Origin of the sequence: Collinsella aerofaciens (assembly GCF_005844325.1) — a bacterium.
Lineage (GTDB): Bacteria > Actinomycetota > Coriobacteriia > Coriobacteriales > Coriobacteriaceae > Collinsella > Collinsella aerofaciens_G.
In genome coordinates this window covers 96,992-112,975 of the sequence record NZ_SPFY01000003.1, presented here as the reverse complement: position 1 = coordinate 112,975, position 15,984 = coordinate 96,992, and the positions used below count along the sequence as shown (strand labels likewise).

The following is a 15,984-nucleotide window of genomic DNA, read 5'->3' as shown; positions in this document are numbered from 1 at the left end:
TAGATTCGTAACACGCCGCCGGCTATCATAGCAAACGGCGCACTGCCAACAAAGCAGTGCGCCGTTTTGCAATACATTCGTCACAGACGCAAGCGATCTTAGCCGCGGACCTCGCCGTTTACGCCCTTGCACACCTTGGTGACGATCTTCTGGTGCGCCTTCTCGACCTCTTCGCTGGTGAGCGTGTGATCGTCGGAGCGATACGTAAGCGCAAAGGCCATGGACTTCTTGCCCTTGCCAATGCGGACCGGATCGCGGTAGACATCGAACAGGCGCACGCCCTCGAGCAGCTTGCCGCCGGCACTGGTAATACGGCGCTCGAGGTCCTCGCAGGTCACGGAGTTGTCGACCACGATTGCAAGGTCGTGCTCAACAGCCGGGTACTGCGAGAACTCACGGTAGTTCTCCTGGTTGCGGGCACCCTTGATCAGCTTGTCCAGATCGAGCTCAAAGGCAACGACGACCTCATCTATGCCGCAGGCCTCGCGCGCCTCGGGGTGAATCTCGCCGACCCAGCCCAGCACGGTACCGCCCGAGAGTACCTCGGCAGCACGACCCGGTTGCAGGAAGGCATAGCTCTCGCCCTCGGCGGGACGGAAGCGCACCTTCTCGATGCGCAGCTGAGCGAGCAACTCCTCGACAATGCCCTTACCAAAGAAGAAGCGCAGCTTGCGATACTTCATGTTCCAGGACTGCTCACTCCACTGGCCCGAGAGCACACCCGCCACGGACTTGGTCTCCTTGGGCAGGCTAGCGTTCTCGCGGCCGTGGAACAGGCTGCCGACCTCGTACAGGTGCACGTTGGGCGTGCCGTGGGCCTCGTTGTAGGCCACAGACTGCAGCAGACCCGGCAGCAGCGAGCGGCGCATCTCGGTCTGCTCGGCCACCAGCGGGTTCATGAGCACCACGGGGCAGCCACGGCCCTCGGTGGACATACCGATCTTCTCAAGGTCGCCCGGGGCGGCAAAGCCGAAAGTCGTGGTCTCGTTGAGGCCGCAGGCGCGCAGGATCTCGCCGACCTTACGGGTGAGTTTCTGCTCGCGGGTCAGGCCGCCAATATGGTTCTTGGCAGCCGGGATGGTCGCCGTCACACGGCCCATGCCCCATAGGCGCAGGACCTCCTCGATCAGATCGATCTCGCGCGGCAGGTCGGGACGGAAGCTCGGCGGGGTAACCATAAAGTCCTCGCCGTCGCGCTCGACGGTGCAGCCCAGGCGAGTGAGCGAACGCTCGATAAACTCGGGCTCGATGTCGGCACCGCAAATGGCGTGCACGCGGGCCAGGCGCAGCTTGATGCTGTCGATGGTCTTGGGCGCGGGGAACACGTCGACGTAGCCGGGAGCGACCTCGCCGCCGGCGATCTCCTCGATCAGCGCGCAGGTAACGTTGGCGACATCCACGCAGCCGGTCTCATCGACCTGGCGCTCAAAACGGATGGAGGCATCGGAGATCAGCGACAGATCGCGGCTGGTGTGCGAGGTGCGACCGGCGTTGAAGCAAGCACTCTCGACCATCACGTCGACGGTGTCGTCCTCGATCTCGGAATCCATGCCGCCCATAACGCCGGCCAACGCCACGGGGCGCTCGCCGTCGGTGATAAGGCCCATGCCGGCGTCGAGCGTGCGCTCCTCGCCGTCGAGCGTCGTGAACTTCTCGTCCTGCTGGGCGGCGCGAACCACCACGCGGCGATGACCGTCGCGCTCGGCAAAGGTGTCCAGGTCAAAGGCGTGCAGCGGCTGACCGGTGAGCATCATCACATAGTTGGTGATGTCGACGATGTTGTTGTGCGGACGCACGCCCAGGGCGTTGAGGCGCTTGACCATCCAGTCGGGCGACGGGCCGACCTTGACGTTGCGCACGATGCGGGCAACGTAGCGGTCGCACAGGCCCTCGTCAGCGATCTCGACGGAAAGCTCGTCGTCGGTCGCGCGGCCGGCCTCGGCCTTAATGGCGGGCAGCTCAACGTGGAAATCGCGGTCGAAGATGGCGCCGGTCTCGCGGGCCATGCCGATCATGGACAGGCAGTCGGGGCGGTTGGGCGTAATCTCGCAGTCGAGCACGGTATCACTCGAGCCCACGTACTCGGCAAACGGCATGCCGCAGGGCGTATCCTCGGGCAGGATCATGATGCCGGAGTGGTCGCCGCCCAAGCCGAGCTCGCGCGCGGAGCAGTTCATGCCCATGGACACGACGCCGCGAAGCTTGCTCTTCTTGATCTTGACGTCGCCGGGAAGCACGGCGCCAATCATGGCCGCGACGATGTGGTCGCCGGCCTCGAAGTTCTGCGCGCCGCAGACGATCTGCAGCGGAGCGGGGTTGCCGTCGGCGTCGAGGTTCTTGTCACCCACGTCGACCGAGCACACATACATGTGGTCGCTATCGGGGTGCGGGGTCTTGGTGAGCACCTTGGCGGTCACCACGTGGTCGAAGGACTCGCCCACGGTGTCGATCGCCTCGACCTCGGTGCCGGTACGGATATATTCGTCCGAAAGGGTCTTGGGATCCTCCGGAATATCGATCATGGTCTTGAGCCAGTCGTAAGAAACGCGCATCTAACTGGTCTCCTTTCATAAATGCGGCTTTGAGCCGGAAACTGCAACTAAGAAGAAAGCGTTCTAGAACTGGTTCAAGAACCTCATGTCACCAGTCATCAACGTGCGCAGGTCGGGCAGGTCGTAGCGCAGTGCCGCGACGCGCTCGGCGCCAATACCAAAGGCGAAGCCGGTGTACTTCTCGGGGTCGATGCCGCAGTTGATCAGGACGTTGGGGTCGACCATGCCGCAGCCCAGGATCTCGATCCAGCCGCTGTGCTTGCAGAAGTTGCAGCCCTTGCCGCCGCACACGTGGCAGCTCACGTCCACCTCGCAGGAAGGCTCGGTGAAGGGGAAGAAGTGCGGGCGATAGCGCGTCTTGCGATCCTCGCCAAACATGCACTTAACAAAGTAGTCGAGCGTGCCCTTAAGATCGCCAAAGGTGATACCCTCGTCGACGACCAGGCCCTCGATCTGGTTGAACTGCGGCAGGTGGCAGGCGTCGGCCGTGTCGGGACGATAGACGGTGCCCGGGCAGATCATGTAGATGGGCGGCTTCTGCGACTCCATGGTGTGGATCTGCACGCCCGAGGTCTGGGTGCGCAGCAGCACGTCGGACTCGCCGTGGGCGTGAGCCTCGGGGTGTGCGACGCTGCCGGGGTTGTTGTCGACCACGTAGAAGGTGTCGCGGGCCGAGCGGCTCGGGTGATCCATGGGGGCGTTGAGCGCGGTGAAGTTGTAGTAGGAGGTTTCGACCATGGGACCGGACTCGACGGTGTAGCCGATGCCGCAGAAGATGTCCTCGGCCTCCTCGATGATCTGCTTGATCAGGTGCTGGTGACCGATCTGCGGACGGATGCCCGGCAGCGTGATATCGACGGCCTCGCGCTCAAGTGCGTGCTTGAGGGCGGCGGCCTTCATCTCGGTGGTGCGCTCGTCGAGCATGCCCTCGATCAGCTGGCGCATCTCGTTGGCGCGCTTGCCCATCACGGGACGATCCTCGGGGGCGAGCTTGCCCATCATACGCATCAGGCCGGTAATACGACCCTTGCGGCCGAGCAGCTCAACGCGCGCAGCCTCGAGCTTGGCGGCGTCGTCGGCGCCTGCGACGAGCTCCTTGGCCTCTTCCTCGAGTTTGACCAGATCATCAATCAGACTCATGTCTTCCCTTTCGTCTCTCGCGCATTCGCCTGCCGGGACGACCGATGCCGCTTGGCGCTGCGAAAACGCGGCCCGGTTCGGTAACAAAAAACCGCCCTCGGGCATGTGCATTGCCCAAGGACGGTTGAATTCCGCGGTACCACCTTGTTTGACCCGGCGGATGTCTGGCCCGCCGCGCCCACTCTGCGCCCCTTGTCGCGAGGCTCACGGCTTCCCTACTGGGGCTTCGCCGCCGCTGGCCGCGCGCCCGTTGAGGTCGCTGCTCGGGAGTGAACGCTTGGCCCTTGCCACCGCAGGAAGGCTTGCAGCCCATGACCTTCCCTCTCTTGCCGGCGACGCGGCGGGCAAACCCTCTCCGTCAACGCATTGGGCTATAGGATAACACATTCTGCGAGCATATCGCCGCGTTCCGTTTTGTTCGCACTGGGTACAAGACGGGTAGCTGTGCAAACTGGCCGCACGCCTACCCGTGGCGTCCGGTCTGCGAGATCAAGGATATAGGTATGGGAAAGAAACTCGATAAGAAGGCCAAGGCCGCCGTGGCCAAGGCCTCTAAGAGCGCCAAGGCGGGCAAGGGCATCAAGAAGCTCCGCAAGCTCGAAGGCAAACTGTGGACCCGCGAGTACCTGCTCAAGATTGCCGAGTTCGATGGCGCGACGATTGCCCCCGCCAACGGCGCCGCGGCCCGCGCCGATGCTATGGGCACCCTTGCCGGCGAACATCACAAGCTCCTGACCAGCAAAAAGTCCGTTGAGCTCGTGCGCTCTCTCGCGCGCGAGACGGTCGCGGGCGAAAAGATCGACGACCCGCAGCTGCTCGACGAGATTCGCGTGCTCGGCCGCGACCAGCGCGAAGCGAGCGTCATTCCCACCGAGGAGGCCGAGGCCTGGACCAGGCTCACCTGCAAGGCCGACGCCGTGTGGCACAAGGCCAAGACGGCCAATGACTGGGCAAGCTTTGAGCCCTATGTGGACAAGATTGTGGGCCAGCTCAAGCATCAGGCCGAGCTTATGGACCCCAAGCGCGACCCATACGACGTTTGGCTCAACCAGTACGAGCGCGGTCTTTCCGCCAAGAGCTTCGATGCGTTTTGTGACGAGGTCAAGGCAACGGTCGTGCCACTCGTGCACGCCATCGGCGAGCGCGGCCAGCAGCCCGCTGCCGACTTTTTGCACGCCCGCGTGCCCGAGGCCGCCCAGCGCGCCATGAGCTTCGACCTTATGAAGCTCGTCGGCCTGAACCTGAACGACACCACGCTTGCCTTTACCGAGCACCCGTTTAGCGAGGGCTTTGCCGTGGGTGACGCGCGCATCGCGACACACATCTACGAGGACGATTGCATCTCCAACGTCTACAGCATCATCCACGAAGCGGGACACGCCATGTACGAGCTGGGCGTCAATCCCGCCTATGCGCGCACCTGTCTTGAGGGCGGCACCTCCATGGGCATCCACGAGAGCCAGAGCCGCTTTTTCGAGAACACCGTAGGTCGCAGCCGCGCCTTTATGGGACCGCTGCTCGAGGTGCTGCGCCGCCACGCACCCGAGGTCTACGGCGACGTCGACGAGGACACGCTCTACCACGCCGTGAACATCGCGCAGCCTTCGCTGATCCGCACCGAGGCCGACGAGCTCACCTATCCGCTGCACGTTATGGTGCGCTACGAGATCGAGCGCATGCTGTTTGCCGGCGAGGCCACGGCCAAGGATATCCCTGCGCTTTGGAACCGCTTCATGGATGAGTACCTGGGCATTCCCGTTCCCGACGACACGCACGGCTGCCTACAGGATACGCACTGGAGCGGCGGCTCGTTTGGCTACTTCCCCACCTATGCGCTGGGCAGCGCCTACGACGCCATGTTTGTGCCGGCCATGTGCCGCGACGGTGTCGACCTCAACGGCGCCTGTGCGAGCGGCGACCTGACACCCGTCCGCGCCTGGCTGGGCGAGCACATTTGGCAGTGGGGCCGCGCCAAGGACGCGCCGGAGCTCATCAAGGGCGCGTGCGGCATGGCGTTCGATGCCCGCTACTACTGCAGCTACCTGCAGGACAAGTTCACCACGCTCTACGAGCTGTAAGGCATAACCGACACGTCAACGCAAAGGGGACGCCGCGGAACCAATCCGCGGCGTCCCCTTTCCACCTAGTTGTTTAAGAACGTCCCCAATGACTACCTTACAGAGCTTCCAGCGCGGCGGCGATGCGCTTCATGGCGGCATCGGCGGATGCTTGGTCGGGCGCCTCGGCCAGCACGCGGATAACCGACTCGGTTCCGCTCTTGCGCACGAGCACGCGGCCCTCGCCTGCCAGCGCAACCTCGGCCTCGGCGATGGCGTTCTGCACGCCCATGTTCTCGAGCGCGGCGTCCTTGTCCGCCACGCGCACGGCCACCTGCGCCTGCGGCAGCAGCTTGCACGGAGCCGTGAGCTGCGAGAGCGTCTCGCGCTCGGCACGAATCACTTCCATCACGCGCAGCGAGGTCATAATGCCGTCGCCCGTGCGCTCGATATCGCCAAAGATCGTATGGCCCGTCTGCTCGCCGCCCAGGCTGTAGCCCCCCTCGCGCATCTTGGCATACACGTGACGGTCGCCCACGCCGCTGGTCACGGCGCTCAGGCCGGCAAGCTCCAACGACTTGATCAGGCCAAAGTTGCTGGCAATCGTCGGCACCACGGTACCGCCCGAAAGGCGACCGTGCTTGTTCAGATACACGCCGCACACGTACAGGATCTGGTCGCCGTCTACCACGCGACCGCGCTCATCCACGGCCAGGCAGCGGTCGGCATCGCCATCGTAGGCAAAACCCACGTCCAGGCCCTGCTCCACCACATGGCGCTGCAGACGCTCCATATGCGTGGAGCCGCAGTCGACGTTGATGTTAAAGCCATCGGGCGCGGCGTTGATCACGCGCACGTCGGCGCCCAGCGCGCCGAACACCGGCTTGGCCACCGAGGAAGCCGAGCCGTTGGCGCAGTCGATACCGATCTTGACGCCCTGCAGCGAAAAGTTCGCACTTGCAATGAGCGAAGCAATGTAGCGGTTGCGGCCCTGCATGTAGTCCACCGTGGCACCGATGTGGTTGCCCGTGGCCAGCGGCACCTCGCTCTTGCCATCGATGTAGTCCTCGATGAGCTCCAGTACGTCCTCGTCCATCTTAAAGCCGTCGCTGTTGACGAGCTTAATGCCGTTATCGCAAAACGGGTTGTGGCTCGCGCTGATCATGATGCCGCAATCGAAGCAGCCTTCCACGGTCTGGTGCGCTACGCCCGGCGTGGGGATCACGTGCAGCATATAGGCGTCCGCACCGCTCGCGACCAGGCCGCTCACCAGCGCCGCCTCGAACATGTAACTCGAGCGACGCGTGTCCTTGCCCACGATCACGCGCGCCTTAGCACTGCGGTTGACGCCGTAATACCAGCCCACAAAACGGCCAATCTTATAAGCGTGCTCTACCGTCAGCCCAACGTTGGCCTCACCGCGAAAGCCGTCGGTGCCAAAGTACTTCATGCGCTCTCCTTACAAAATAGGGGCGAACAGATTGCCTGTCCGCCCCAAAATGGTACTCGATTATCTGCGCTACCAGAAAAACCCTACGCCGACGCGCTGTCGCGAGCCGCCTGGCATGTAGGAGTCTGACGCAGCGTAAGCGGCTTGTCCCCCGCCTCGGCCGACGTGGTCAGCGTATACGTGATCGTCGTCGTCTCGCCAGCATGCAGGTCAACGGTGCCCGAATAGAAGGGGATTCCATGCCACGTAGCGGCGCCAAGACCAAACTGGGTGCCCTCGACGGTCAGATCAGTAATGTTGCCGCCCGTCGGGGCAAACAACGAGACATTCAGACGCTCGTCGTCACGCGCGGCATCGGGTGCGCTCGCCGCAACGTAGTCGGGCAGCTTGCCAGCCTCCTCCTGCGTCATGATGTTCGTCAGGGTAACGGTGATGCGATAGGAGCACGTGCCGTCACCGTTCTTGATGCCCTGGCCAATCTGCGTATCGGCGTTCAGGTACCAGTCGAGCTTGGAGAAGCTCAGGTTGTTAAAGTAAACGCCGGCAACGGGATCGGCACTCGGGTCATCCGGATCGGGCAGCGAAGCGTCAATGCCCGTCTCTTTGATGGCATTCTGCTCATCATCGTTTCTCATCCACGCGATCAGGCGGCCCTCTTCGGCACCGCGCTCAACGGCGCTGACAAGCTTCGTAACATCGACATCGCCGATACCGCCAAGGATCTTGTCGAAGGCAGCGCTGGCGACGGATGCAAAGATGCCGTCAGACTCCTCGACCGGATAGTTCCAGTACACATCGTGCATGAGAACCTTTGCGGCGTTGGTGCCGTCGACAACCGTTCCGTCGGGCAGCGAGACATTACCGACCAGGCCCAGCAGATACTGCAGGAACACCGGGTCGATACCGATGACGCCATCAACGTCCTGTCCATACTGGGACTTCCACAGCGCGGCGACACGCTGCGAGTTGCGGGGCCAATCAGGCGAATAGGTATTGCCCGAGTTGTACAGGTTACTGTGGTTGCCGAACAGCGCCTCATCCTCTTCGTCGACGCTCTCGACTGCCTCTTCCTCGCTGAGTCCAATGCGGGGAACAAACTCGCCAATCGACATCTGGCCGTCAGTGACCGAAATCAGGCCCTGCGAACCGCCAAAGCCGCCGCAAGCACGAATCTCGACGTTGTTCATGGCGTACATAAGGTAGTTGCGCGTCTGGCCGTTGGCGCCGAGCATCTGGGGAAGGACGGGGGCGACCTTCTCCGCCGCGTCAACCGCACCGTTGAGGGTGGCAAAGCCGTCCTTGGCCTTATCGACCAGCTCGGTCACCTGGGAAATATGAGTATCGCCAATGCCCTGGACCTTCTCGTTGGCGCTCTTGAACACCTTCGAGCTGCTGGAAAGCGAATCGGCGACCGCCTGCAGCGCGGACACGTTAATCATGCCGTCCTGGAACAGCTTGCCGGGCGTAGCCTGCGAAAGGTTATCGGCCATGGGAACCAGCGCATTGCTCGAGACATCGGACAGGGCGTCAATCATGGTGCGGGCCGCATTGATATCGCTGCCATACACCGGGATAAACGAAGCCGCCGCCCACAGCGGGCTCGAGGTCTCCGCCTTCATGCTGTTACAGAGCTCATCGATCTTCTTCGCGTCGTCAGGCAGCGTCGAAAAATCGCCCGACGTGACCTTGCCCTTAAGGCCACCGACGATCTCGACAGCCTCCTTCGCTTCGCTCTTTACGGTCTTTGCCGAGTTAAGCAGCATAAAGCCGCCTGTGCCAAGCACAACGAGAAGCACTGCGACTACAGCGGCAATAATGGCGCCGGTGTGACGCTTTTTGCGCTCGCCCTTGCGATGGCGATGACGGACCAGACCGTCAGAGATCGAACTCGACGAAGCATCGCTACCGTAGTTCAAGCCAAAATCGTAATAATCTTCCTTGGAACCCGAGCCCGCAAACTCGGCACCGCTATCATCCAGGCGGGCGAACGTGCCAGTCTCGGAGGCGCCGGTGTAAATCGTGCCAAGGTTACCCGTAAGCCCCGCGCCACCGGCAGGGGGAGTATTGTTGGCGGCCTTGCCGGCATTAACGTTGCCGGCAGCATTCGCGGCGTTGGCAGCACCTGCGTTGTTCGCAGGCACCGAAGGAGCCCCGCTCGGCTGCGACGCGGAGGTTGCACCGCCCGCAAAGACATTCCCTTTTGCACGGCCGGTCTTTTTTGCCTTTTGAGACTGCTCGTACAGAGCGGTAAACATCGCCGTCTCGCCCGGGGACACGCGCTTACCGGAACTGCCCTGTCCAGCGCCGCCCGGCGTGCCGGCCTTACCAGCCCCGTTCGGACGCGGCGGAACTGCAGGACGGCCGCTATCGCTGCCCTTAAAGTGATTACCAGCCATAAAGAAATCCTCGCAATTGAGTCGCAATGAAAATGTCCATAACGTTACTAGTTTATGGCATTTTGAGCATCGACAGCTAAACTCCAGACACGGACATCAATTGGCGAAAATGCGGCACAACACCTTTTCCGTCTTGGCGTCGGCGCCAGCTACACCGTGAGGAACATCATCACGATGATCATGGCAAAGCCGATAAGGTCGGTCGGCAAAAACACCGTGCCCAGCATAACGGCGCTGGTGATGGTCGCCGAAACCGGCTCCACAGTTCCGATGAGGCTCGCACGCACCGAGCCGATGTCCTTAACGCCCTGCATATAGAGCATGTAAGCAAAAAACGAGCCGATAACCACGAACACCGCAAGCGCCTCGACGCCGGCGGCGTCGAGCGCCGGCATATGCGCCCAAGGCTGCACGAAGACGCACGAGACCACGCCCGCCGTGAGCATTGCCGAGCCCGTGACGATGGGGCTGCCGTATTCGGGCAGGATCTTGGCGGGAATCACCGCCATACACGCGGCGCTGACCGCACACATAAGACCTGCTGCCAGGCCAAGCGGCGAGATATTCAGGCTGGTGGGGTCGCCGCCGGTGGTGATTAAAAAAGTACCGCCGAGGGCCAGACCAATGCCGATCGCCTCGCGAACGCGCGGCCTGCGGCGATCGACCACGCAGGTGTAGCCCATGATGATGATCAGCTGCAGGCACTGGAGCACCGTCGCGGTTCCGGCATTGGTCAGGCGCACGGCCGAAAGATAGCAAAACTGGTTGAACAGCAGGCCAAAGGCGGTAAAGAGCAGCAGCTGCTTGCAATCGGCGGGTGTGGTCCAGAGCTTAATCAGGCGCTCGCGGTCGCGCGTAACAACCACGGCCATAAAGAGTAGACCGGCGAGAATCTGACGCACGCTCATAAGCCACAAGGTATCGACGTGGTAGGTATCGAACAGAAAACTCGCGCTGGTGCCCGAGAAGCCCCAAAACGAACCGCCCACCAGCGTAGCCAAGACGCCCGTGATCATCTTGCGCGTCGAAGCGCTGTTCAGACGCCCGCGCCAGGCGCGGCGGGTGCTACGGCTGAGCTCGTCGGTGCCCTCGGGCACATCAATGTTCGATATATCGGTCATCGGCACCGAAGCCCCTGCGCCTTCGACCTGCTCGACACACTCTTTGCTCATTCCACTCCCCCGAAACAGTCTGGAAACAATTCGGCTTACCTTACCACGGCGAAGTCGCCAGCTGGAGGCTTGTCCGCTTATCGGTAGGACAATTCCGCAGGCGTCTTTCCATAGCTCGATACCGCAATGGCCTTGCATTATGCGACAGCCAAATCGCGGCAGCAGGCTCTTTTGAAATGGATACGACAAAGCCCCCGAATTCCACAATGTAAGCGATTTTTAAAAATGTTCTTGCCACCGAGTTCAGGCTCCGTTATATTATCCCTTGCGCGCTTGCGCATCCTTGATCGGGCGTTTAGCTCAGGGGGAGAGCGCTTCCCTGACACGGAAGAGGTCAGAAGTTCAAATCTTCTAACGCCCACCAAATGTTCGCAGCTCAGAGGCTATGTCCTCTGGGCTGTTTTGTTTTATGTCGCCAAATCCGCTGGCTGCTCCAACCGCCCAAGCAACCACCCTGCCCATGCACAAAACCGCGTCAATAGCCACCGAGGCCGAGGCCAACGCGTCTCGAACCCATCCAAGCCGCAACTCCTCAGCAAAACGCCGCGATGTCTGCGCCCTGCGGTATCCTTGAGCCACTTACACCTGCAGCACCAAGGAGCCACCATGCGCACCGAGCTCGATGTCCCCTTTTCACACAAAGAAGAAGCCAAGGCGCTGGGCGCCAAATGGGACCGGACCAAGAAGATCTGGTATGTGCCCAGTGGCGTCAACCCCGAACCCTTTGCCGAGTGGCTGCCCGGTGTTGACCGATCCGACCCCTCAGCACCGTATATATATCTAGTACTGGGCAAGCACGAGTGCTGGAAGTGTCACAAAGAAACCTCGGTCGCGGCCTTCGGCATTCCCTATCGAGCCGATAACGACGAGAGCATCGCCATCGCGCACGCGCCCAACGAAGCCGGGCACATTGCCATCGACACGGCCAACGCCAACGCACTCGCCATCGTGCCCGCTCTTGGCTGCGTACCGGGCGAGATCCGCGACTACCTTCATAAGCGCTGCGGCTACAAGCCCGTAGGCGCGCGAGCCTCCAAAGCCCCGTCGCTCGGCAACACGTGCACCAGTTGCGACGCGCTGCAAGGCAGCCGCTATCTGTTCGAGGAGCCCTCGTCCCCGTTTGCCCTCACTGCCATCAACAAGCTGCCGGCACTGGAGTTTATACGCGTCGAAGTTGCCGGCGTCTTTGGCGTCCCGGTCACGCGTACCGACTTTGACCAGGCGCTCTTTACCTGGGCACGCGACCATCACGCCGAGTTCCACAAGCAACTCGGTGAGGGGATTTATTTGTAGAGGCAAAAGACACTCACAGCCAACTCCTCCGCATCACCTATCCCTCGTCGCCGGCGTCGTACACGATATCGAGGCCACAAACAGGGCATTTCTCCGGATACACCGGCATATGAACGCCTGTCCGTTTTCTCACTTCGTCGCTGAGTCTGTCGCGCGCATCGATAAACCGAATGTCGAGACACGGTATTTGCGAGCCGCAGCAAGGGCAGGTGACGACAAACGACGCGCAATCAACCTCTACGCTCGGAAACATATTGTTGTCTATAAGGGCACACGGCAGTTTTCCGTACTTCCCCATCGCAATATCGCCTCGCCAGCTCATATACGCTCCCCTCTCGCTATACAAATCAGGAAGAGCATGCACCGGCGGGCGTGCGCGAGATTGCATCGCCACGCGATCCGATCAAACAACACGATCGTCAAAGAATGCCAAAGCCAAATACGCTAATACGGCAGAAGCCCCGCCTTTTCACGCTTCTTTTCCGAGCGATCGAACTCAATGCGATGGGCCTCAAGAAACACCGTATCGGGTCGCCACTGACGCTCATCCGGCTGCCTTAGCGTCGCACCCGCAAAGGAAGCGTAGTCGGTCTTATCCAGCAGGTACGATCCGCACAGCCGATATTCGCCGCAAACAGGCTCAAACGAAATCAGGTGAGCATCAAATAGGGAATGAAGATCGCGCCGAAGCAGAATACCGTTGCTGGCAACCTGCGATTTGGGTCCCGAGTAATTCTCGATATGTGCAGCCTCCAGAGCTTCACTGACGCCGCAGTCCGACACCGCGCAACGGCCATCATAGGCGGCAACGAGCTGCTTGCGGAACCATTGCTGCCCCAATCGCTCGCGCCTTAACGCATAGCGGACCTTTTCGTCGTCGGTCGCACCCTGTCCGGCAAACTCAATATCGACGGGTATGTGCTTCAGATAACTCATGTCGGGCGCAAAACGAGGGTCCGGTCCGCCTTTATGAACAGGACCGTGCAGAACAAACCATCCATTTTCGGGCTCGAACCGCTCAACAAACGCAAGGCCGAGCACCTTATAGCCCACCTCGGTTGCAAATATGACTCCGACTGGGACGCCACATTCCATGCAGTTGAGCATTTTACGGTTGTAATTCTGGTCTCGAGAACCAACGGCTCCTGGCGCTTGGACCGAATACTTAATGACCCACGTACCGTCATCCAAATAGAGCGGAGGCACATCGGTGTAGAAGCTCTTTTTAGAGTTATGGACCGAAAGCGCAAAGATCTTATTGGGATCTTGCTTCACCCGATCCTGGCCCGGCCAGAAGATCCCTGAATCCCGCGTTACGGGAAAGAAGTCCGAGCCAATTCTCAAACGGTACTGATACTGAGGACTATCTTCCTTGGTGTGGTGCGGAAGGCTGGTCCAAACGCCGCCGCGCTGTTCCTCACCCAGAAACCACTCCCATGCCTCAACGTATTCGGAAGGCACGAGACTGCAGGCGCGGTCATAGCTTGGTCCATCCATCAACGGAACAGCAAGGTCAATGTCGTTCATCGCCAGCACCTACAACCATACGAACGCGAGTCATGCCCCTCAATAATATGGCCGAGAGTCAATTATTACGAGATCTCATTCCGCGATCGGCACATCGTTGATGCTCTCGGTTTGCCGCTGGCGCGCTTGTACCCCGCTACCCCACTTCCCTGTATACTGATGTAGCACGTGTTTCATCCGGGCTTGTTGGGCCGGGTCGTTCATGGGAGGTTCTTGTGGCTGTTTCGAATCCGCCTAAGGGAAGCGTTTCTTCTTCGTCCATCAAGCCGGTTACGCGCAAGGCTGTGCGTTGCCAGCGCGAGGTCGCTTGGCTTGTCACGCAGGCGGCGGGCAGGCTTGTGGCGACCACTCAGGACGTCAATGCGCCTACGCCGAGCTTTGTGTTAGCGGCGGCGCTGGATTTTGTGCGCCAATTGGAGGTTGCCGCGCAGGATGCCAACGGCCACCTCGACTACCAGAACGTTATGGCGCCCGACCTGCAAACGTTCTGCCACATGGCCAAGTTGCCTGCCGCGCCCAATGCGCTTTCGGACGCAGGCTACATGTTTACGCTCTCGGGCGCGGACCTTATCCGCGACATCTATGCATACTGCAGCGAGCTCGCCGAGCGCCACGTCTTTGACGCGGCAGAAGTCAAACCGGGAAATGTCATCAAGCTGGTTCTTAGGCTGTTCCTGATAGACGGGTTCGGGGCCATGCCGGCGTAAGCCGAGTCTTTAGCATCACCGTCGACTGGGCAACAACCGCTTTACCTTAATGGACGCCAATCGAGGGTCGATTATTGGGTCGCCTCGTCCACTAACGCATCTATCCCACGCGCTCCGACAGTCGATACTTGCGGTTGCGGCTCGTCGCCGGCGCCGTGGGCTCAAGCTCGCCTTGAGCAATGAGCGCGTTGACGCGCGACCTAACCTGGGAAATTGTGAGCCCTGTGTGCTCTGCCAGCTCGCGCGTCCCCAGCTCGCCGTAGTGTTTGAGTGCCGTCACAATTAAGCCCCCGCCATGATCGACCGGCTCGATCTTTGAACGGTAAAGTACGACCTTGAACCGATCGAATCCCGGGCAGAACAGGGGCCCGGCCAGACCATGCGCGCGCATGGCATCGATCATCATCGGGATGCCCGAGCCATTGCCCTCAGCCGGCGAACCTGCGCCATCCGGCAGCGGGACAATCGACATGAGCTTCACAAGCGTCGCGTTACGGCATCGGGAGCTGCCGTCAAACAAGTTCTCGCGAGTCTTTCCCCCGTAAAGGCCGCCAGGATTTGTCACCTCGACACGATCATCAAAGACGTCGACGGCAATCGATTGTCCACAGAACCGATCCCCGTATTCTCGATGGATTACGGCGTTGGCGATTGCCTCGCGCAGAACCTCCTCGGGAATCTCAAGCGAGTCGACACGCGAGACGCCTTGGACGGTCGAGGTTCGCCGCAAATTCTTGGCGACGGCTGCGACGGCATCCGAGATCATCTCGCCCAACGTTCCCTCACAGATTGTGCGGTCCATGAACCTCAGCGACCCCGCCATGCCCTTCTGAGTTCCCGCATGGACAGCCACGTCAATGAAGAGCTTGGGATAGAACTGCTGAGGGTAGGTGCCCACAACTAGGAGTCCAGCCTTGGTGACATTGCCCTGGGAATCAAGGATATTTAGGCGCTCCAGCTTCGTTTGTTTGTCCGGCGCGCCGCGCATTGCCCGGGGCGTCAACGAGAAAGCCCGATCTATCGTACGGTCGACCAGCGTCTCGTCGAGATTGTCCGCGCCCGCACCCGCCACCGCGTCCCGATCGCTCGGAGTCGCTCGACCGTATGACGCCAATGCGAGCACCTCGGTCGATGAAAGCGGCACATCTTTGTCATCGATGCGCTTGTAGCTGCCGCCCTGGGCGCCCCGCTCTATGACATAGCAGGGCTTGCTCGACGGATCGAGCTCCTCAATCGTAATGACGAGAACGATGACGTCCTGAAGCTCCACTCGCTCGATCGTGTATTTAGGCGGATTGGCCAGCTTTCCTCGACCGCCCGCATCACCCATGCCTGACACAAATTGGTTGAGCACTTTCTCGGTCTCGAAGTTCTCAACCGGGACAAAACCTGCGCGCTCACTCACTCCGAGCACGATGATTCCGCCGGCAGTGTTCGCGAATGCGCTCACCGTTTCCCACACATCGCGGGAAAGCGTCGTGGCGCTCTCCTTCACTTCGACGTTAAGATCATCCGAGCCCATACGCCTTAAAGACTCAAGCAGACCGGTCAGCTCGTTTTCGTTCATCTGCACGTCCTTTCGCTCGGTCCTGCGGAGAATGCCGCGGATAGATTTCCCTCGTCTCTCAGTTATCTCTCGAAATTATCTCTCATCTATCTCTCTATCTCTCGGCTTAGAGATAGAGAGATA

At 60.8% G+C, this 15,984-nt stretch carries 10 protein-coding genes and 1 tRNA gene; 4 read left to right on the top strand and 7 right to left on the bottom strand.

Going from position 1 to position 15,984, the window contains the following annotated elements; translation table 11 throughout:
• Window positions 1-98: 98 nt before the first annotated feature.
• Window positions 99-2,552 carry a phenylalanine--tRNA ligase subunit beta gene (gene pheT, locus FGQ61_RS01970; RefSeq protein WP_138374405.1) on the bottom strand — a complete coding sequence of 818 codons (2,454 nt, stop codon included), beginning with the start codon at window positions 2,550-2,552 and terminating at the stop codon, window positions 99-101.
• A gap of 63 nt (window positions 2,553-2,615) precedes the next feature.
• Window positions 2,616-3,692 (bottom strand): phenylalanine--tRNA ligase subunit alpha, encoded by a 1,077-nt coding sequence (pheS, locus tag FGQ61_RS01965; RefSeq protein ID WP_138374404.1) that lies wholly within the window; start codon window positions 3,690-3,692, stop codon window positions 2,616-2,618.
• A 503-nt stretch (window positions 3,693-4,195) separates the two neighbouring features.
• Between pheS and FGQ61_RS01960 the strand changes: the two genes are divergently transcribed.
• Window positions 4,196-5,770 carry a carboxypeptidase M32 gene (locus FGQ61_RS01960; RefSeq protein ID WP_138374403.1) on the top strand — a complete coding sequence of 525 codons (1,575 nt, stop codon included), beginning with the start codon at window positions 4,196-4,198 and terminating at the stop codon, window positions 5,768-5,770.
• Between the two features lie 97 nt (window positions 5,771-5,867).
• Here the strand turns inward: FGQ61_RS01960 and glmM are convergent, their stop codons facing one another.
• From glmM to FGQ61_RS01945, 3 genes are all read right to left on the bottom strand, one after another.
• Window positions 5,868-7,199 carry a phosphoglucosamine mutase gene (gene glmM / locus FGQ61_RS01955; RefSeq protein WP_138374402.1) on the bottom strand — a complete coding sequence of 444 codons (1,332 nt, stop codon included), beginning with the start codon at window positions 7,197-7,199 and terminating at the stop codon, window positions 5,868-5,870.
• An 83-nt stretch (window positions 7,200-7,282) separates the two neighbouring features.
• Window positions 7,283-9,595: a DUF4012 domain-containing protein gene (locus FGQ61_RS01950; RefSeq protein ID WP_138374401.1), complete on the bottom strand. Its 2,313-nt coding sequence runs from the start codon at window positions 9,593-9,595 to the stop codon at window positions 7,283-7,285.
• 149 nt (window positions 9,596-9,744) lie between these two features.
• The gene (locus FGQ61_RS01945; RefSeq protein ID WP_171021476.1) at window positions 9,745-10,767 is read right to left on the bottom strand and encodes a DMT family transporter; all 1,023 of its coding nucleotides are present in this window, start codon (window positions 10,765-10,767) and stop codon (window positions 9,745-9,747) included.
• Window positions 10,768-11,056: 289 nt separating this feature from the next.
• Between FGQ61_RS01945 and FGQ61_RS01940 the strand changes: the two genes are divergently transcribed.
• Both FGQ61_RS01940 and FGQ61_RS01935 read left to right on the top strand, forming a co-directional pair.
• Window positions 11,057-11,131 (top strand) — tRNA-Val (locus tag FGQ61_RS01940).
• A 242-nt stretch (window positions 11,132-11,373) separates the two neighbouring features.
• A complete protein-coding gene (locus tag FGQ61_RS01935; RefSeq protein ID WP_138374400.1) occupies window positions 11,374-12,060 on the top strand; it encodes a DUF5710 domain-containing protein in 687 nt (228 codons plus the stop codon).
• Between the two features lie 444 nt (window positions 12,061-12,504).
• Here the strand turns inward: FGQ61_RS01935 and FGQ61_RS01930 are convergent, their stop codons facing one another.
• Window positions 12,505-13,587, bottom strand: a complete 1,083-nt coding sequence (locus tag FGQ61_RS01930; RefSeq protein ID WP_006235116.1) for an HNH endonuclease — start codon at window positions 13,585-13,587, stop codon at window positions 12,505-12,507.
• A 215-nt stretch (window positions 13,588-13,802) separates the two neighbouring features.
• On the opposite strand from FGQ61_RS01930, the gene FGQ61_RS01925 reads away from it, so the two are divergent.
• Window positions 13,803-14,294, top strand: a complete 492-nt coding sequence (locus tag FGQ61_RS01925) for a hypothetical protein (protein WP_035136794.1) — start codon at window positions 13,803-13,805, stop codon at window positions 14,292-14,294.
• A 100-nt stretch (window positions 14,295-14,394) separates the two neighbouring features.
• Here FGQ61_RS01925 and FGQ61_RS01920 read toward each other — a convergent pair whose 3' ends face one another.
• The gene (locus FGQ61_RS01920; protein WP_035136793.1) at window positions 14,395-15,861 is read right to left on the bottom strand and encodes an ATP-binding protein; all 1,467 of its coding nucleotides are present in this window, start codon (window positions 15,859-15,861) and stop codon (window positions 14,395-14,397) included.
• Window positions 15,862-15,984 lie beyond the last annotated feature (123 nt).

What these genes read in the sequence shown, in the direction of transcription:
- FGQ61_RS01950 (WP_138374401.1), bottom strand. Translation starts at nt 9,595, where the DNA reads ATGGCTGGTAATCACTTTAAGGGCAGCGATAGCGGCCGTCCTGCAGTT.
- FGQ61_RS01935 (WP_138374400.1), top strand. Translation starts at nt 11,374, where the DNA reads ATGCGCACCGAGCTCGATGTCCCCTTTTCACACAAAGAAGAAGCCAAG.
- FGQ61_RS01920 (WP_035136793.1), bottom strand. Translation starts at nt 15,861, where the DNA reads ATGAACGAAAACGAGCTGACCGGTCTGCTTGAGTCTTTAAGGCGTATG.
- pheT (WP_138374405.1), bottom strand. Translation starts at nt 2,552, where the DNA reads ATGCGCGTTTCTTACGACTGGCTCAAGACCATGATCGATATTCCGGAG.
- FGQ61_RS01945 (WP_171021476.1), bottom strand. Translation starts at nt 10,767, where the DNA reads ATGAGCAAAGAGTGTGTCGAGCAGGTCGAAGGCGCAGGGGCTTCGGTG.
- glmM (WP_138374402.1), bottom strand. Translation starts at nt 7,199, where the DNA reads ATGAAGTACTTTGGCACCGACGGCTTTCGCGGTGAGGCCAACGTTGGG.
- FGQ61_RS01960 (WP_138374403.1), top strand. Translation starts at nt 4,196, where the DNA reads ATGGGAAAGAAACTCGATAAGAAGGCCAAGGCCGCCGTGGCCAAGGCC.
- pheS (WP_138374404.1), bottom strand. Translation starts at nt 3,692, where the DNA reads ATGAGTCTGATTGATGATCTGGTCAAACTCGAGGAAGAGGCCAAGGAG.
- FGQ61_RS01930 (WP_006235116.1), bottom strand. Translation starts at nt 13,587, where the DNA reads ATGAACGACATTGACCTTGCTGTTCCGTTGATGGATGGACCAAGCTAT.